Source organism: Kitasatospora dryopteridis (genome assembly GCF_050749075.1).
Classification (GTDB): domain Bacteria; phylum Actinomycetota; class Actinomycetes; order Streptomycetales; family Streptomycetaceae; genus Kitasatospora.
On sequence record NZ_CP192749.1, the window covers coordinates 5,074,124 to 5,089,811 of the forward strand.

Sequence of the window (15,688 nt, forward strand, 5' to 3'; positions counted from 1 at the left end):
GGAGGCCAGTGGTGCGTGAGTATCTGCTGGTGCTCTTCGTCACGGCGGCGGTGACGTACCTGCTGGTCAGCCCGGTGCGGAAGTTCGCGATCGCGGCGGGTGCCATGCCCGCGGTGCGGGCGCGTGACGTGCACCGCGAGCCCACCCCCCGGCTCGGCGGCATCGCGATGTTCGGCGGGCTCTGCGCGGGCCTGCTGGTCGCCTCCCAATTGACCAACATCGGTCGGCTGTTCATCCAGAGCGCGGACATCCGGGCTCTGCTCGCCGGCGCCGGGATCATGTGGATCCTGGGCGTGCTGGACGACAAGTGGGGCGTCGACGCCCTGGTGAAGCTGGGCGGCCAGATGATCGCCGCCGGCGTCATGGTCTGGCAGGGCGTGACGGTCATCTCGATCCCGGTGCCCGGCGTCGGCCCGGTCGCCGTCACCCCTCTCTCTCTCTCTCTCTCTCTCTCTCTCTCTCTCTCTCTCTCTCTCTCTCTCTCTCTCTCTCTCTCTCTCTCTCTCTCTCTCTCTCTCTCTCTCTCTCTCTCTCTCTCTCTCTCTCTCTCTCTCTCTCTCTCTCTCTCTCTCTCTCTCTCTCTCTCTCTCTCTCTCTCTCTCTCTCTCTCTCTCTCTCTCTCTCTCTCTCTCTCTCTCTCTCTCTCTCTCTCTCTCTCTCTCTCTCTCTCTCTCTCTCTCTCTCTCTCTCTCTCTCTCTCTCTCTCTCTCTCTCTCTCTCTCTCTCTCTCTCTCTCTCTCTCTCTCTCTCTCTCTCTCTCTCTCTCTCTCTCTCTCTCTCTCTCTCTCTCTCTCTCTCTCTCTCTCTCTCTCTCTCTCTCTCTCTCTCTCTCTCTCTCTCTCTCTCTCTCTCTCTCTCTCTCTCTCTCTCTCTCTCTCTCTCTCTCTCTCTCTCTCTCTCTCTCTCTCTCTCTCTCTCTCTCTCTCTCTCTCTCTCTCTCTCTCTCTCTCTCTCTCTCTCTCTCTCTCTCTCTCTCTCTCTCTCTCTCTCTCTCTCTCTCTCTCTCTCTCTCTCTCTCTCTCTCTCTCTCTCTCTCTCTCTCTCTCTCTCTCTCTCTCTCTCTCTCTCTCTCTCTCTCTCTCTCTCTCTCTCTCTCTCTCTCTCTCTCTCTCTCTCTCTCTCTCTCTCTCTCTCTCTCTCTCTCTCTCTCTCTCTCTCTCTCTCTCTCTCTCTCTCTCTCTCTCTCTCTCTCTCTCTCTCTCTCTCTCTCTCTCTCTCTCTCTCTCTCTCTCTCTCTCTCTCTCTCTCTCTCTCTCTCTCTCTCTCTCTCTCTCTCTCTCTCTCTCTCTCTCTCTCTCTCTCTCTCTCTCTCTCTCTCTCTCTCTCTCTCTCTCTCTCTCTCTCTCTCTCTCTCTCTCTCTCTCTCTCTCTCTCTTTTTTTTTTTTTTTTTTTTTTTTTTTTTTTTTTTTTTTTTTTTTTTTTTTTTTTTTTTTTTTTTTTTTTTTTTTTTTTTTTTTTTTTTTTTTTTTTTTTTTTTTTTTTTTTTTTTTTTTTTTTTTTTTTTTTTTTTTTTCCCCCTCTCCCCCCCCCCCCCCCCCCCTCTCTCCCCCTCTCCCCCCCCCCCCCCCCCTCTCTCCCCCCCCCTCTCTCTCTCTCTCTCTCTCTCTCTCCCCCCCTCTCTCTCTCTCTCTCTCTCTCTCTCTCTCTCTCTCTCTCTCGCCGCCGCGAGCCCACCCCCCGGCTCGGCGGCATCGCGATGTTCGGCGGGCTCTGCGCGGGCCTGCTGGTCGCCTCCCAATTGACCAACATCGGTCGGCTGTTCATCCAGAGCGCGGACATCCGGGCTCTGCTCGCCGGCGCCGGGATCATGTGGATCCTGGGCGTGCTGGACGACAAGTGGGGCGTCGACGCCCTGGTGAAGCTGGGCGGCCAGATGATCGCCGCCGGCGTCATGGTCTGGCAGGGCGTGACGGTCATCTCGATCCCGGTGCCCGGCGTCGGCCCGGTCGCCGTCACCCCGACCCAGGGCATGATCATCTCCGTCGCGCTGGTCGTCGTCATGGTCAACGCGGTGAACTTCATCGACGGCCTGGACGGCCTCGCGGCCGGCATGGTCTGCATCGCCGCGATGGCGTTCTTCCTCTACTCGTACCGGCTGTGGATCGGCTACGGGGTCAACGACGCCGCGCCCGCCGTGCTGTTCAGCGCCGTCCTCATCGGCATGTGCCTGGGCTTCCTGCCGCACAACCTGCACCCCGCCCGGATCTTCATGGGCGACTCCGGCTCGATGATGCTCGGCCTGATGCTGGCCGTCGCCGCCATCTCGATCACCGGCCGCGTGGACCCCGACCTGGTCACCGCCGTCACCGGGTCGCAGACCGCCACCGTCCACGCCCTGGTGCCGATCTACATCCCGCTGCTGCTGCCGCTGACCGTCATCGCACTGCCGCTGGCCGACCTGCTGCTCGCCGTCGTCCGCCGCACCTGGGCCGGGAAGTCGCCGTTCGCCGCCGACAAGCAGCACCTGCACCACCGGCTGCTCCAGGTGGGCCACTCGCACAGCCGGGCCGTGCTGATCATGTACTTCTGGGCCGCGCTGATCGCCTTCGGCACGGTGGCCTTCTCGGTCGCCAACACCGGCCGCACCGTGGTGCTGGCCTTCGCCGGGCTCTGCCTGGTCGGCCTGGTGGTGCTGCTGATGCCGCGCTTCCGCCCGCACGCCCCGCGGGCCGTGCAGGCCATCGTGCCGCCCCGCTACCGCAAGGGCCGGGCGGAGGAGCCCGTCGCCGATCCGGCCGCCGCCGTGGAGGCCGCCGCGGCCGCGGAACCCGCCGCCGAGGAGGCGGAGACCGGGGCCCCCGCGATGGCCGAGCTCTCCGCCAAGGACAAGGCGCTGCTCAGCCGGATCGGCAGCGGTGCCACCGCGGTCGGCCCGCGCAGCCGGGCCAAGGGCTGACACCCTCCACGGACGGCTGACGTTCCGTCAAGATCCCCGCGGGGAGGGCTCACCCGGTCGGCGGCACCCTTGGGCCATTGGTGTGACAGGTGCCACACGTTCATGGTAAAGCTCTCATCAAATAGTTTGTGATACCGTTCACGAGTACCGAGAGCACGCCGAAAGACCTGACGGGTGGAGTCCTCCCGCCCCCGGTCGGTCTCCTCGACGGGCTCGCCGTCCAGCGGCCGGCCTGCGGCTGTGGTTCCCGGTGCGGTGTCACCGCCGCACACCCCCAAATGCCAGTCCCCCGTTGCCGACATGCCGCCGGAGTTGCCGACATGCCGTCCCACGACGCCCGGATCATCCGAGGCGCCGCAATCCCCACTGCGGTCGCCGGCCTGATTGCCGCTGTGATCGCCTTCGCGGTCGTGGGGGCCAAGGGACTGATCGGCGCAGTCTTCGCAACGCTGCTGGTGATGGCGTTCTTCAGCTTCGGCCAGGTCGCACTCGACCGGCTCACCAGGAACAACCCGCAGATCATGATGGCAGCCGCGCTGCTCGTCTACACGACGCAGATCCTGCTGGTCGCGGTCGTCCTGGCGGTGTTCAAGCACACCACCCTCTTCGACACCAAGGTCTTCGGCTTCACGCTGCTCGGCTGCGCGCTGATCTGGACGGGCTTCCAGGTGCGCGGTGCGATGAAGGCCAAGATCTACTACGTCGACCCCGAATCCCGGGACGACAAGCCCAAATCGGGGCGTCAACCGTGAGTGGGGCGGGCTGTCCCCCTCGCGAGGGGGGCGGTGTTTATGCCCTCCTGACGGGCTGCTATCGTCCGTCCCAACGGCGGAGTACGAGATGTGGCCGGGTCTCTCCGATCATCGGACGGATCGCCCCCCGACTCCCCGAAGTCTTCGAAGATCCCGCGGCAGGGATACGCGCCGTGCAGGGTCCGCGAGAAATCCAACAAGTTCCAGTGCCGCTCCGTGGCCCCGCGCCGCGCCGACACACCGAGGTTGCCGTAACCATGCGTCATGACGAAGGAGTCCGTGGTGGGTACTGAATCCGCGCTGCTCGCCTCTGGCAGTTGCCACTTCAGTGACGCTGGCTGCGGGTTCCCCGCTCCTGGCCTGAACGAGTTCGACTTCAAGCCGATCTTCACCATCGGCAGCGTCGACTTCACCAAGCCGATGCTCCTGTCGATCATCGTGGCCCTGCTGGTGGTCGCCTTCTTCTGGGCCGCCTTCGCCAAGCCGAAGCTGCTCCCCGGCAAGCTGCAGCTCGTCGGCGAGATCGGCTACGACTTCGTCAAGCGCAGCATCGTGCTGGAGACGATCGGCAAGAAGGGCGAGAAGTACGTCCCGATGCTGGTCTCGATGTTCTTCTTCGTCTGGGTGATGAACATCATGTCCATCATCCCCTTCGCCCAGTTCCCGGTGACGGCGCGCATCGCGTACCCGGCCGGCCTCGCGCTCGTCGTGTGGCTGACCTACATGGGCCTGACCTTCCAGAAGCACGGCTTCGTCGGCGGTCTGAAGAACCTCTGCTGGCCGTCCGGCATCCCCGGCTGGGTCATGTTCATCCTGGTGCCGATCGAGTTCTTCTCGAACATCTTCGTCCGCCCCTTCACCCTGGCGGTCCGAGCCTTCGCGAACATGTTCGCCGGCCACCTGCTGATCGTCATGTTCTCGGTCGCCTCCTGGTACCTGCTCAGCCCGAGCCTCGGCGCCCTCTACGGCAGCGCCTCCTTCGTGGTGGCCGTCGGCCTCACCGCCTTCGAGCTGCTGGTCCAGTTCCTGCAGGCCTACATCTTCGTGATGCTCGCCAGCAGCTACATCGCCGGTGCCCTCGAAGAGGCGCACTGAGCACCGCAGCCCCAGGCTGCGCCCCCGAACTCCCGGTGGCCAACACCCACCGGTATTCCATCCCGCAAAGGATTAGCTGAGATGTCCGCTCTCGCTGAGGTCACCGGTTCCATCGCTTCCGTCGGCTACGGCCTCGCCGCGATCGGCCCCGGCATCGGTGTCGGTCTGATCTTCGGTAACGGCGTGCAGGCGATGGCCCGTCAGCCCGAGGCTGCCGGCCTGATCCGCTCCAACATGTTCATCGGCTTCGCGCTGACCGAGGCGCTCGCGCTCATCGGCATCGTCATGCCGTTCGTGTTCGGCAAGTAATTTCCGGCACACCGGTAGCCCGTTTCGACGAAAGGTTCAGATATGAACCCCGTGGTCTTCCTCGCGGAAGAGGAGCAGATGAACCCGCTCCTTCCCGCGTGGCCCGAGGTCATCATCGGCCTGCTCTGCTTCTTCATCGTCTTCGGCTTCCTCGGCAAGAAGCTCCTCCCCAGCATCGAGAAGGTGCTGCAGGAGCGTCGTGACGCCATCGAGGGCGGCATGGAGCGTGCGGAGGCTGCTCAGGCCGAGGCCCAGGCCCTGCTGGAGCAGTACCGCGCCGAGCTCGCCGAGGCGCGTCACGAGGCCGCTCGGATCACCGAGCACGCCCGTGAGCAGGGCGCTGCCCTGGTGGCCGAGATGCGCGAGGAGGGCCAGCGTCAGCGCGAGGCCGTCGTCGCCGCCGGTCACGCCCAGATCGAGGCCGACAAGAAGCAGGCGACTGCCGCCCTGCGCCAGGACGTGGGCTCGCTGGCCTCCCAGCTGGCGTCCCGCATCGTGGGTGAGTCCCTCGAGGAGCACGCCCGGCAGAGCGGCGTGATCGACCGCTTCCTCGACGAGCTCGAGGCCAAGGCCGCCTCCTCGGCGGGTGCCAAGTGATCGGCGCCAGCCGTGAGGCCCTGGCCGCCGGCCGGGAGAACCTCGAGAGCCTGACCGACAACACCTCGGTGGACGCGGCCAAGCTCGCCGAGGAGCTCGCCGCCGTCACGGCACTGCTGGACCGCGAGGTCTCGCTGCGCCGCGTGCTGACCGACCCCTCGCGGTCGGGCCAGGACAAGGCCCAGTTCGTCGGCACGCTGCTGTCGGGCCAGGTCTCCGGTGAGACGGTCGACCTGGTCTCCGGCCTCGTCCGGTCCCGCTGGTCCGGTGCGCGCGACCTGGTCGACGCGGTGGAGGAGCTCTCCGCGTACGCCGAGGTCATCGCCGCCGACAAGGCCGGCGCCCTCGACGACGTCGAGGACGAGCTGTTCCGGTTCGGCCGGGTCGTCGCGGGCTCCCACGAGCTGCGCGCCGCGCTCACCGAGCCCAAGGCCGACGCCGCCGCCAAGGCGGCCCTGGTCAAGAAGCTGCTCGGCGGCCGCGCCAACGCGGGCACCGTCCGCCTGGTCGTCTCCCTGGTCACCGCCCCGCGTGGCCGTAGCCTGGAGCAGGGCCTCGAGTCCTACTCCAAGCTCGCTGCCGCCCGGCGCGGCCGCGTGGTGGCCCTGGTCACCAGCGCCGTGCCGCTGTCGGACCGGCAGAAGGAGCGGCTGTCCGCCGCCCTGGCCGGCCTGTACGGCAGGCAGGTCCACCTGAACATCGACGTCGACCCCGAGGTCGTCGGCGGCGTGAAGGTGCAGATCGGCGACGAGGTCATCGACGGCACGGTGGCGAGCCGCCTCGAGGGCGCTCGTCAGGGCCTCGAAGGCTGACCGAAGAAGAGCATCATCCGACCCTCGGTCGGGCGTCGGTTCACACCGAGTGGACCGGCAAAACGTACGGCCGGTTCACCCCGACCCGGCCGAGAGTCGAGCACTTGCGGCCCTCAATGGCGGGCCGAGGATCGCAAACTAGGAGAGCAGGGAAGCCTGATGGCGGAGCTTACGATCCGTCCGGAGGAGATCCGGGACGCGCTGGCCGACTTTGTCCAGTCGTACCAGCCGGACGCCGCCTCGCGTGAAGAGGTCGGCACGGTCACCGAGGCCATGGACGGTATCGCCAAGGTCGAGGGTCTCCCCTCGGTCATGGCCAACGAGCTGCTGAAGTTCGAGGACGGCACCCTCGGCCTCGCGCTGAACCTCGACACCCGCGAGATCGGTGTCGTCATCCTCGGTGAGTTCTCGGGCATCGAGGAGGGCCAGACGGTGCAGCGCACCGGCGAGGTCCTCTCCGTCCCGGTCGGCGAGGGCTACCTCGGCCGCGTCGTGGACCCGCTGGGCAACCCGATCGACGGCCTGGGCGAGATCGCCTCCACCGGCCGCCGCGCCCTGGAGCTGCAGGCCCCCGGCGTCATGGTCCGCAAGTCGGTCCACGAGCCGATGCAGACCGGCATCAAGGCCATCGACGCGATGACCCCGATCGGCCGCGGCCAGCGCCAGCTGATCATCGGCGACCGCCAGACCGGCAAGACCGCGGTCGCGATCGACACGATCATCAACCAGCGCGACAACTGGCGCTCCGGCGACCCGAAGAAGCAGGTCCGCTGCATCTACGTCGCCATCGGCCAGAAGGGCTCCACCATCGCGTCCGTCCGCGGCGCCCTGGAGGAGGCCGGCGCGCTGGAGTACACCACCATCGTGGCTGCTCCCGCCTCCGACCCGGCCGGCTTCAAGTACCTCGCCCCGTACACCGGCTCCGCCATCGGCCAGGAGTGGATGTACGACGGCAAGCACGTCCTGATCATCTTCGACGACCTGTCGAAGCAGGCCGAGGCCTACCGCTCCGTCTCCCTGCTGCTGCGCCGCCCGCCGGGCCGCGAGGCCTACCCGGGTGACGTCTTCTACCTGCACTCCCGCCTGCTGGAGCGCTGCGCCAAGCTCTCCGACGAGCTGGGCGCCGGCTCGATGACCGGTCTGCCGATCATCGAGACCAAGGCCAACGACGTCTCGGCGTACATCCCGACCAACGTCATCTCCATCACCGACGGCCAGTGCTTCCTGGAGTCCGACCTGTTCAACGCCGGCATCCGCCCGGCCGTGAACGTCGGCATCTCGGTCTCCCGCGTCGGTGGCTCCGCCCAGATCAAGGCCATGAAGTCGGTCGCCGGCCGTCTGCGCCTGGACCTGGCCCAGTACCGCGAGCTGGAGGCGTTCGCCGCCTTCGGTTCCGACCTGGACCCGGCCTCCAAGGCCCAGCTGGAGCGCGGTGCGCGCATGGTCGAGCTGCTGAAGCAGGGCCAGTACCAGCCGTTCCCGGTCGAGGAGCAGGTCGTTTCCATCTGGGCCGGCACCACCGGCAAGCTGGACGACGTCCCGGTCGCCGAGATCCGCCGCTTCGAGCGCGAGTTCCTGGACCACCTGCGCCTGGAGCACAAGGGCATCCTCGCCGGCATCGTCGAGACCCAGAAGCTCGAGGACGGCACCATCGACGCGCTGACCAGCGCGATCGAGGGCTTCAAGCAGGGCTACACCACGGCTGACGGCAAGCTCCTGTCCGAGCAGGCCTGAGTCCGGTAACGAGGGAAAGGACGTAACGACCCAATGGGAGCACAGCTTCGGGTCTACAAGCGCCGGATCCGCTCTGTCACCGCGACGAAGAAGATCACCAAGGCGATGGAGATGATCTCCGCGTCGCGCATCGTCAAGGCGCAGCGCGCGGTGGCAGCCTCCACTCCGTACGCCGATGAGCTCACCCGGGCGGTGACGGCGGTGGCCACCCGGTCCAACGCCAAGCACCCGCTCACCACCGAGAACCCGCAGGCCACCAGGGCCGCCGTCCTGCTGATCACGGCGGACCGCGGTCTGGCCGGCGGCTACTCGACCAACGCCATCAAGCAGGCCATCGCGCTCAGCGCGAAGCTTCGCGACGAGGGCAAGGACGTGGTGACCTACATCGTCGGCCGCAAGGGCGTCTCGTACTACAACTTCCGTAGCCTTGAGGTTGCGGGGTCGTGGACGGGCTTCTCGGACAAGCCGACCTACGGTGACGCCAAGACCGTTGCGGGCGACCTCATCGAGGCGTTCACCGCGGAGACCGGCGGCGTGGACGAGCTCCACCTGGTCTCGACGAAGTTCGAGTCGATGCTGACGCAGACGGCGGTCGACGCCCGACTGCTGCCGCTGAAGCTGGACGAGGTCGAGCTCAGCGACGAGTCCAAGGCCAAGCACGAGATCTTCCCGCTGTACGACTTCGAGCCGTCGGCGGAGGGCGTACTGGACGCGCTGCTGCCGCGGTACGTCGAGAGCCGGATCTACAACGCGCTGCTGCAGTCGGCCGCTTCGGAGCACGCCGCCCGTCGGCGCGCGATGAAGAGCGCGACCGACAACGCGGGAGAGCTCATCAAGTCGCTCACGCGGCTTGCCAACTCGGCCCGTCAGGCCGAGATCACCCAGGAAATCAGCGAGATCGTCGGTGGCGCCAACGCGCTCGCTGACGCGAGCCGCGGGAGCGAATGAGTATGACCACCACTGTTGAGCCGACCACGGCGACGGGCCGCGTCGCGCGGGTCATCGGCCCGGTCGTCGACGTGGAGTTCCCCGTCGACGCGATTCCGGACATGTTCAACGCCCTGCACGTCGAGGTGGACAACCCCGACGGCACGGGCAAGAAGATCCTGACCCTCGAGGTCGCCCAGCACCTCGGCGACGGCCTGGTCCGCGGCATCTCGATGCAGCCGACCGACGGTCTCGTCCGCGGTGCGGAGGTGTCCGACACCGGTGCAGCCATCTCCGTGCCGGTCGGCCAGATCACCAAGGGCAAGGTGTTCAACGCCCTCGGTGAGGTGCTGAACACCGACAAGGCGGAGTTCGAGGCCCAGGTCACGACCCGCTGGCCGATCCACCGCAAGGCTCCGGACTTCAAGGACCTCGAGTCGAAGACCGAGATGTTCGAGACCGGCATCAAGGTCATCGACCTGCTCACCCCGTACGTCACGGGTGGCAAGATCGGTCTGTTCGGTGGTGCCGGTGTCGGCAAGACCGTTCTGATCCAGGAGATGATCTACCGCGTCGCCGAGAACTTCGGTGGTGTGTCGGTGTTCGCCGGCGTCGGCGAGCGCACCCGTGAGGGCAACGACCTGATCCACGAGATGGTGGACTCGGGCGTTCTGGACAAGACCGCGCTGGTCTTCGGCCAGATGGACGAGCCGCCGGGCACCCGTCTGCGCGTCGCGCTCTCCGCGCTGACCATGGCGGAGTACTTCCGCGACGTCGAGAAGCAGGACGTGCTCCTCTTCATCGACAACATCTTCCGGTTCACCCAGGCCGGTTCCGAGGTGTCGACCCTGCTCGGCCGTATGCCCTCCGCGGTGGGTTACCAGCCGAACCTGGCCGACGAGATGGGCCTCCTGCAGGAGCGCATCACCTCGACCCGCGGTCACTCGATCACCTCGATGCAGGCGATCTACGTCCCCGCGGACGACCTGACCGACCCGGCGCCGGCGACCACCTTCGCCCACCTGGACGCGACCACCGTTCTGTCGCGCCCGATCTCGGAGAAGGGCATCTACCCGGCGGTCGACCCGCTGGACTCGACGTCCCGCATCCTGGACCCGCGCTACATCGCGCAGGACCACTACGACACGGCCATCCGCGTCAAGGGCATCCTGCAGAAGTACAAGGACCTCCAGGACATCATCGCGATCCTCGGTATCGACGAGCTGAGCGAGGAGGACAAGATCACCGTCCACCGCGCCCGCCGCATCGAGCGCTTCCTCTCGCAGAACACCTACGTGGCGAAGCAGTTCACCGGCGTCGACGGCTCGACCGTGCCGCTGTCGGAGACCATCGAGGCCTTCAACGCGATCGCGGACGGCAAGTACGACTCCGTCCCGGAGCAGGCCTTCTTCATGTGCGGTGGCATCGAGGACCTCGAGAAGAACGCTGCCGAGCTGGCGAAGAAGTAATCAGGCCGACGTGACGGCCGAGTGACCGTGAGGGGTGGTCCCCGTCTTCCGGGGGCCACCCCTCACGGCGCACAGCGGCTGTGATTCCGGTCATCTCCGTGTCCCTGGTTTCATGACAGGGGGACGGGCCCGTTATTCTTACCGAAACCATCGAGAAATCGGCGGTTTCAAGAGCCTAGGAGCCCACGTTGGCTGAGCTGCACGTCGAGCTGGTCGCAGCCGACCGCAAGGTGTGGTCCGGTGCGGCCACCATCGTTGTCGCCCGTACGGCCTCCGGTGACACCGGCATCATGCCCGGTCACACCCCGGTGCTGAGCGTGCTGGAGACCGGTCCGGTCACCATCCGCACCACCGACGGCGGGACTGTCCTCGCCGCGGTGCACGGCGGCTTCATCTCCTTCGCCGACAACAAGCTCTCCATCCTCGCCGAGGTGGCCGAGCTGGCGGACGAGATCGACGTCGCCCGTGCCCAGCGCGCGCTGGAGAACGCGCAGTCGGAGCTGGACGCGCACGCCGAGCGGCGCGCCGAGGTCCGCCTGGCGGCCACGCGCGGCCTCAAGGCCCACGCCTGAGCACCGGACCCTGACAGCGGGGTCGACCGACGGTCCCGGGGACGCGGAAGCGTGACCCCGGGACTGTCGTATCAGTTGGTAGGAAAAGGCGGCCGTGACCCGGTCGTCACGGGGACGCAGGAGCGAGGAGGTCGGTGAGCATGGTCCTCGCCCTTGTGGTGTGCGCGGCGATCGTGGCCGCGGCCGTGGTCGGACTGATGGCGTTCGCGGTACGCCGCCGCGTCATCCAGCGAGTAGGCGGCACGTTCGACTGCAGTTTCCGGCTCAAAATGCCGGCGGACGCCTCCACGCAGCCCGACCTCGACGAGAACGGCCAACCCACCCCGGCCCCGGTCCACGCGACCGACGGCAAGGGGTGGGTTTTCGGTATCGGGCGGTACAGCGGCGACTCCATCGAATGGTTCCGCGTCTTCTCCTATGCTCCCCGCCCGCGCCGGGTGCTCCCGCGCACCGAGATCGAGGTGCTCGGCCGCCGCTATCCCGAGGGCCAGGAGGAGCTCGCCCTGCTCTCCGGCTCGGTCGTGCTGCGATGTCTGCACAACGGCGCCCCGCTGGAGCTCGCCATGAGCGAGGACGCCCTCACCGGCTTCCTCGCCTGGCTCGAGGCCGCCCCGCCCGGCCAGAGGGTCAACGTCGCGTAGCGACGGACCCTCGGGATGGGGGCACCCCCGCCCGAAGGGGTGGGGGAGGGGCAACGTCGCGTGACCCCGTGTGGGCTGGTTAACACCGCCTAACAACGGCTCCGCGTCGGCGCTAGGCTGCGGCCATGGTGAACCTGACGCGCATCTACACCCGCACCGGCGACGACGGCACGACCGCCCTCGGCGACATGAGCCGCACCACCAAGACCGACCCGCGGCTGATCGCGTACGCCGACACCAACGAGGCCAACGCCGCGATCGGCGTCGCCATCGCCGCAGGCGCCCTGCCGGACGGCCTGGTCGCCGTGCTCACCCGCATCCAGAACGACCTCTTCGACGTCGGCGCGGACCTGGCCACCCCGGTCGTGGAGAACCCCGCCTACCCGCCGCTGCGGGTCGAGCAGGGCTACATCGACAAGCTCGAGGCCGACTGCGACCACTACCTGGCCGCCCTGGAGAAGCTCCGCAGCTTCATCCTCCCCGGCGGCACCCCCGGCGCCGCCCACCTGCACCTCGCCTGCACCGTCGTCCGCCGGGCCGAGCGCTCCACCTGGGCCGCGATCGACGTGCACGGTGACTCCGTCAACCCGCTCACCGCGAAGTACCTCAACCGGCTCTCCGACCTGCTGTTCATCCTCGCCCGGACGGCCAACAAGGAGATCGGCGACGTCCTCTGGGTACCCGGCGAGAACCGCTAGCCGCGGGCCTTCGCACAAAGCGCGGGGAACTGCGCAGTCCGGGTGCGGGTAGCACGACGGGCAGGCATGGGCCAATCACGACACGTGTGACGGCCCGCATCCGAATTGCGCAGTTCCCCGCGCCCCTGACGGTTTGCTCATGTGCCTTTGACGGGGGCTACTGTGCCGTGCGGTGCTCCGGCTCGCGCTTGGGGAAGACGGTGTAGCTGCCGGCGATCAGCAGGTTGATGCCGACCACCAGGGCCATCCGCGGGTACCACGGGTCGAGGCCCTCGGTGCGCGGGGCGTCACCGACCAGCCGCTGCACGGCGAAGACCAGGGCCACGGTCAGCGCCGACGCGACCACCGTGCGGGCGAACATCCGCCACTCGTGGGCGGCCCGCGCCGAACCGTACTTCGGCGGCCCGGCCGGTTTCGGGGCGCCGGCCAGCCGGTGGGCGGCGTGGCCGTCCGCCCACCGCACCAGGTAGTGGCCGTACGCCACCGAGAAGCCGACGTAGCTGGCGGCCAGCCCGTGCGTCCAGTCCGCGGTCGCGCCGCCCCGCAGGTCCGCCACGGTGGCGGCCAGGATCACCAGGTCCACCACCGGCAGCAGCACCAGCAGGCCGGTGCTGACCCGGCGCAGGTGCAGCACGTACCGTGCGGCCAGCGCCGCGGCGAGCACCACCCAGAAGCCGACCTCGCCGGCCACGATCAGGGAAACCATGTCCCCAGCCTGCCGCGCGCGGGGACCCGCCTCGTCGTCGCCGGGGGCGATCCCGCATGAGACCTTCGATGTACCGGCGGCTCCTCCGGAAGGCAGGCCCGGGTGCGGCGGAGGGATGGTGGGATGGCGCCGTGACCCTCACCCCGCGCCGGCACGACGCCGCGATCGCCCTCGCCGGGCTGCTCGGCGGCCTGCTGCTGATCGCCTTCGGCGCCTACGACAACAGCAGCAGCATCCCCCGCTGGGTGGCGGCGCTGCCACTGCTGGCGATGGCCGTGCTGGAGCTGTTCCGGCGCACCCGCACCATCTGGACGGCCTCGCTCGGCGGCCTGGTCTTCGCCGCCTGCATCTTCGCCGGCTCCGTCCTCGCCACCGTCGTGATGTACACCGACCTGCTGTACGCGGCGGTGCTCTACGGGCCGCCGCGGATGGCGAAGGTCCTGCACCTCACCGGCGGCGCCACCACCCTGGTGCTCTCCGGCCTCACCCTGGTGTACCGCGACGTGCCCGACGCGCTGCTGGTGGCGGGCTTCTGCGGGCTGGTCTTCCTCGCCCCGGTGTGGACGGCCGACCTGCTCCGCCGCCACCAGGACCGCGCCGAGACCGAGCGGCTGCGCGCCGAGCAGACCGCGCTCCTCGCCGAGCTCGACCGCCGGGCCGCGGTCACCGCCGAACGCGCCCGGATGGCCCGCGAACTGCACGACGTCATCGCCAACCACCTGTCGGCCGTCGCCATCCACGCCACCGGCGCGCAGTCGGTGGCCCGCCGCCGGCAGGTCCCCGAGGACGACCCGGTGGTGGCCGCACTGGCCGTGATCCGGGAGAACAGCGTCCAGGGCCTGGCCGAGATGCGCCGCATGATCGGCCTGCTCCGCCGCGGCGCCGCACCCGGGCCGCTCTCCGGCGGCGAGCACGCCGACGGCTCGTACGCCGCGCCGCGGCTCTCCGCACTGGACGCGCTGATCGGCCGGGCCAGGGACGCCGGCCGGGACGCCGGGCTGGCCTTCGAGGCCGCCCAGTCGGGCGAACCGGGCGAGCTGCCCGCCCCGCTGGAACTCGCGGCCTACCGGATCGTCCAGGAGTCGCTGACCAACGCGGTGAAGCACGCCGCGCCCGGCACCGTGCGGCTCACCGTCGACTACCGTCCGGCGGACGTGGTGATCGCGGTGGACAGCCCGTACCGTGAGGGCGCCGGCCGGGCGCTGCAGGGCGCCGGGGCCGGGCTGGTCGGCATGGGGGAGCGCGCACAGCTGCTGGGCGGCGACTTCGACGCGGGGCCGCAGGGCGGCCGCTGGCGGGTACGGGCGGTGCTGCCGCGCGAGACGAGGGGGACGGACGGATGACCATCCGGGTGCTGGTCGCGGAGGACCAGGCGGCGGTACGGGCCGCCCTGGTGATGATCCTGCGCGCGGAGCCGGGCATCGAGGTGGCCGGCGAGGCCGCGGACGGCGAGGAGGCCGTCCGCCTCGCCCTGGAACTCAGGCCCGACGTCGTCCTGATGGACATTCAGATGCCCCGGCTGGACGGCGTGGAGGCCACCCGGCGGGTGGTCGCCGCCGACGCCGCCCACGTGCTGGTGCTCACCACCTTCGACCTCGACGACTACGTCTACGGCGCGCTGCGCGCCGGCGCGGCCGGCTTCCTGCTCAAGGACGTCGACGCCGAGGGCCTGATCGACGGCATCCGCACGGTGGCCCGCGGCGACGGCATGCTCGCCCCCTCCGTCACCCGGCGGCTGATCTCCGCCTTCGCCCGGCCCGCCCGCTCCGCCACGGCGGAGGCCAGGGCGGCCGTCGCCGAGCTCACCGCCCGCGAGCACGAGGTGCTGGCCTGCCTCGGCGCCGGGCTCTCCAACGCCCAGATCGCCGAACGGCTCGGCATGGCCGAGGGCACCACCAAGACGCACGTCAGCCGGATCCTCGCCAAGCTCGCGCTGCGCAGCCGGGTCCAGGCGGCCGTTCTGGCCCAGGAGCTCGGCATCCTGCCCGCCGGCTGATCCGAGGCCGCGCACGGGCCCGCCGAAGCCCGCCATGGGCCCGTTGCCGCCGTGCGCAGGCACCATGACGGCGCGTCAGCGGCGGTCCAGCGCCTCGCGGGCCTTCGCGGAGTCGTCCGGCCACACCATCAGCCGCGGCCCGGCGCTCGTCTCCACCAGGGTGTGCCGCACGCCCTCGGCGGTCAGCAGCGCGGACATCCGCCGCGCCTCGGAGGCGTCCGCCGGGGCCGCGACGCTCACCAGCAGCCCGTACTCGTCCGGGTTGCCGGTGTGCGGGCGGCGGGCCACCAGCGAGTGGCCGCGCCCGTACGTCCAGCGCAGCAGCAGCACCAGCACTCCGGTCAGCCCCAGGCCGATCAGGAGGGCCAGCAGCGGGTGCACCGCGGTCATTGGGCCAAACCCCTCCGCCGTCGGGTACAGATCACACTTCACATTCTCACCACGGAGGGCCCGAGGGCATTAGAGTCCGGGCCGTGAGCGGCG

15 protein-coding genes and 2 pseudogenes are annotated in these 15,688 nt (G+C 68.3%); 15 read left to right on the forward strand and 2 right to left on the reverse strand.

The genetic code is table 11. The annotated features are described in order from the left end of the window. Positions 1 to 11 precede the first annotated feature (11 nt). The 13 genes and pseudogenes from ACQ614_RS23095 to ACQ614_RS23155 form a co-directional block, all read left to right on the forward strand. Positions 12 to 446: pseudogene (locus ACQ614_RS23095) on the forward strand (undecaprenyl/decaprenyl-phosphate alpha-N-acetylglucosaminyl 1-phosphate transferase); the annotation flags it as partial. A 1,218-nt stretch (positions 447 to 1,664) separates the two neighbouring features. Further along, positions 1,665 to 2,897, forward strand: a pseudogene (locus ACQ614_RS23100) (MraY family glycosyltransferase); the annotation flags it as partial. Positions 2,898 to 3,217: 320 nt separating this feature from the next. Continuing rightward, positions 3,218 to 3,649: a hypothetical protein gene (locus ACQ614_RS23105; RefSeq protein ID WP_431680541.1), complete on the forward strand. Its 432-nt coding sequence runs from the start codon at positions 3,218 to 3,220 to the stop codon at positions 3,647 to 3,649. Between the two features lie 264 nt (positions 3,650 to 3,913). Beyond that, positions 3,914 to 4,744 carry a F0F1 ATP synthase subunit A gene (gene atpB, locus ACQ614_RS23110; protein ID WP_363495116.1) on the forward strand — a complete coding sequence of 277 codons (831 nt, stop codon included), beginning with the start codon at positions 3,914 to 3,916 and terminating at the stop codon, positions 4,742 to 4,744. An 81-nt stretch (positions 4,745 to 4,825) separates the two neighbouring features. Further along, positions 4,826 to 5,053, forward strand: a complete 228-nt coding sequence (atpE, locus tag ACQ614_RS23115; RefSeq protein ID WP_095873146.1) for an ATP synthase F0 subunit C — start codon at positions 4,826 to 4,828, stop codon at positions 5,051 to 5,053. 42 nt (positions 5,054 to 5,095) lie between these two features. Further along, positions 5,096 to 5,650: a F0F1 ATP synthase subunit B gene (locus ACQ614_RS23120; RefSeq protein WP_431680543.1), complete on the forward strand. Its 555-nt coding sequence runs from the start codon at positions 5,096 to 5,098 to the stop codon at positions 5,648 to 5,650. Beyond that, on the forward strand, positions 5,647 to 6,462 hold the full coding sequence (locus ACQ614_RS23125) for a F0F1 ATP synthase subunit delta (RefSeq protein WP_431680545.1): 816 nt from the start codon (positions 5,647 to 5,649) through the stop codon (positions 6,460 to 6,462). The genes ACQ614_RS23120 and ACQ614_RS23125 overlap by 4 nt, the downstream gene beginning before the upstream one ends. A 159-nt stretch (positions 6,463 to 6,621) precedes the next feature. Then, positions 6,622 to 8,196 carry a F0F1 ATP synthase subunit alpha gene (atpA, locus tag ACQ614_RS23130; protein ID WP_431680547.1) on the forward strand — a complete coding sequence of 525 codons (1,575 nt, stop codon included), beginning with the start codon at positions 6,622 to 6,624 and terminating at the stop codon, positions 8,194 to 8,196. 33 nt (positions 8,197 to 8,229) lie between these two features. Next, positions 8,230 to 9,144, forward strand: coding sequence for a F0F1 ATP synthase subunit gamma (locus ACQ614_RS23135; protein ID WP_431680549.1), 915 nt, complete (start codon positions 8,230 to 8,232; stop codon positions 9,142 to 9,144). 2 nt (positions 9,145 to 9,146) lie between these two features. Further along, the gene (gene atpD / locus ACQ614_RS23140) at positions 9,147 to 10,592 is read left to right on the forward strand and encodes a F0F1 ATP synthase subunit beta (RefSeq protein WP_431680552.1); all 1,446 of its coding nucleotides are present in this window, start codon (positions 9,147 to 9,149) and stop codon (positions 10,590 to 10,592) included. A gap of 188 nt (positions 10,593 to 10,780) precedes the next feature. Further along, complete coding sequence (locus ACQ614_RS23145) at positions 10,781 to 11,164, forward strand: F0F1 ATP synthase subunit epsilon (protein WP_431680554.1); 384 nt, start codon at positions 10,781 to 10,783, stop codon at positions 11,162 to 11,164. Between the two features lie 140 nt (positions 11,165 to 11,304). Further along, positions 11,305 to 11,805: a DUF2550 domain-containing protein gene (locus ACQ614_RS23150; protein WP_431680557.1), complete on the forward strand. Its 501-nt coding sequence runs from the start codon at positions 11,305 to 11,307 to the stop codon at positions 11,803 to 11,805. A 125-nt stretch (positions 11,806 to 11,930) separates the two neighbouring features. Continuing rightward, positions 11,931 to 12,503 carry a cob(I)yrinic acid a,c-diamide adenosyltransferase gene (locus tag ACQ614_RS23155; RefSeq protein WP_431680559.1) on the forward strand — a complete coding sequence of 191 codons (573 nt, stop codon included), beginning with the start codon at positions 11,931 to 11,933 and terminating at the stop codon, positions 12,501 to 12,503. A 157-nt stretch (positions 12,504 to 12,660) separates the two neighbouring features. Here the strand turns inward: ACQ614_RS23155 and ACQ614_RS23160 are convergent, their stop codons facing one another. Further along, positions 12,661 to 13,209 carry a hypothetical protein gene (locus ACQ614_RS23160; RefSeq protein ID WP_431680561.1) on the reverse strand — a complete coding sequence of 183 codons (549 nt, stop codon included), beginning with the start codon at positions 13,207 to 13,209 and terminating at the stop codon, positions 12,661 to 12,663. 131 nt (positions 13,210 to 13,340) lie between these two features. On the opposite strand from ACQ614_RS23160, the gene ACQ614_RS23165 reads away from it, so the two are divergent. Next, positions 13,341 to 14,552: a sensor histidine kinase gene (locus ACQ614_RS23165; RefSeq protein ID WP_431680563.1), complete on the forward strand. Its 1,212-nt coding sequence runs from the start codon at positions 13,341 to 13,343 to the stop codon at positions 14,550 to 14,552. Further along, entirely contained in the window at positions 14,549 to 15,205 is a 657-nt protein-coding gene (locus tag ACQ614_RS23170) for a response regulator (protein WP_431680564.1), read from the forward strand. The genes ACQ614_RS23165 and ACQ614_RS23170 overlap by 4 nt, the downstream gene beginning before the upstream one ends. A 75-nt stretch (positions 15,206 to 15,280) precedes the next feature. On the opposite strand, the gene ACQ614_RS23175 is transcribed toward ACQ614_RS23170, so the two are convergent. Beyond that, the gene (locus ACQ614_RS23175) at positions 15,281 to 15,595 is read right to left on the reverse strand and encodes a hypothetical protein (RefSeq protein ID WP_431680565.1); all 315 of its coding nucleotides are present in this window, start codon (positions 15,593 to 15,595) and stop codon (positions 15,281 to 15,283) included. Between the last annotated feature and the right edge of the window lie 93 nt (positions 15,596 to 15,688).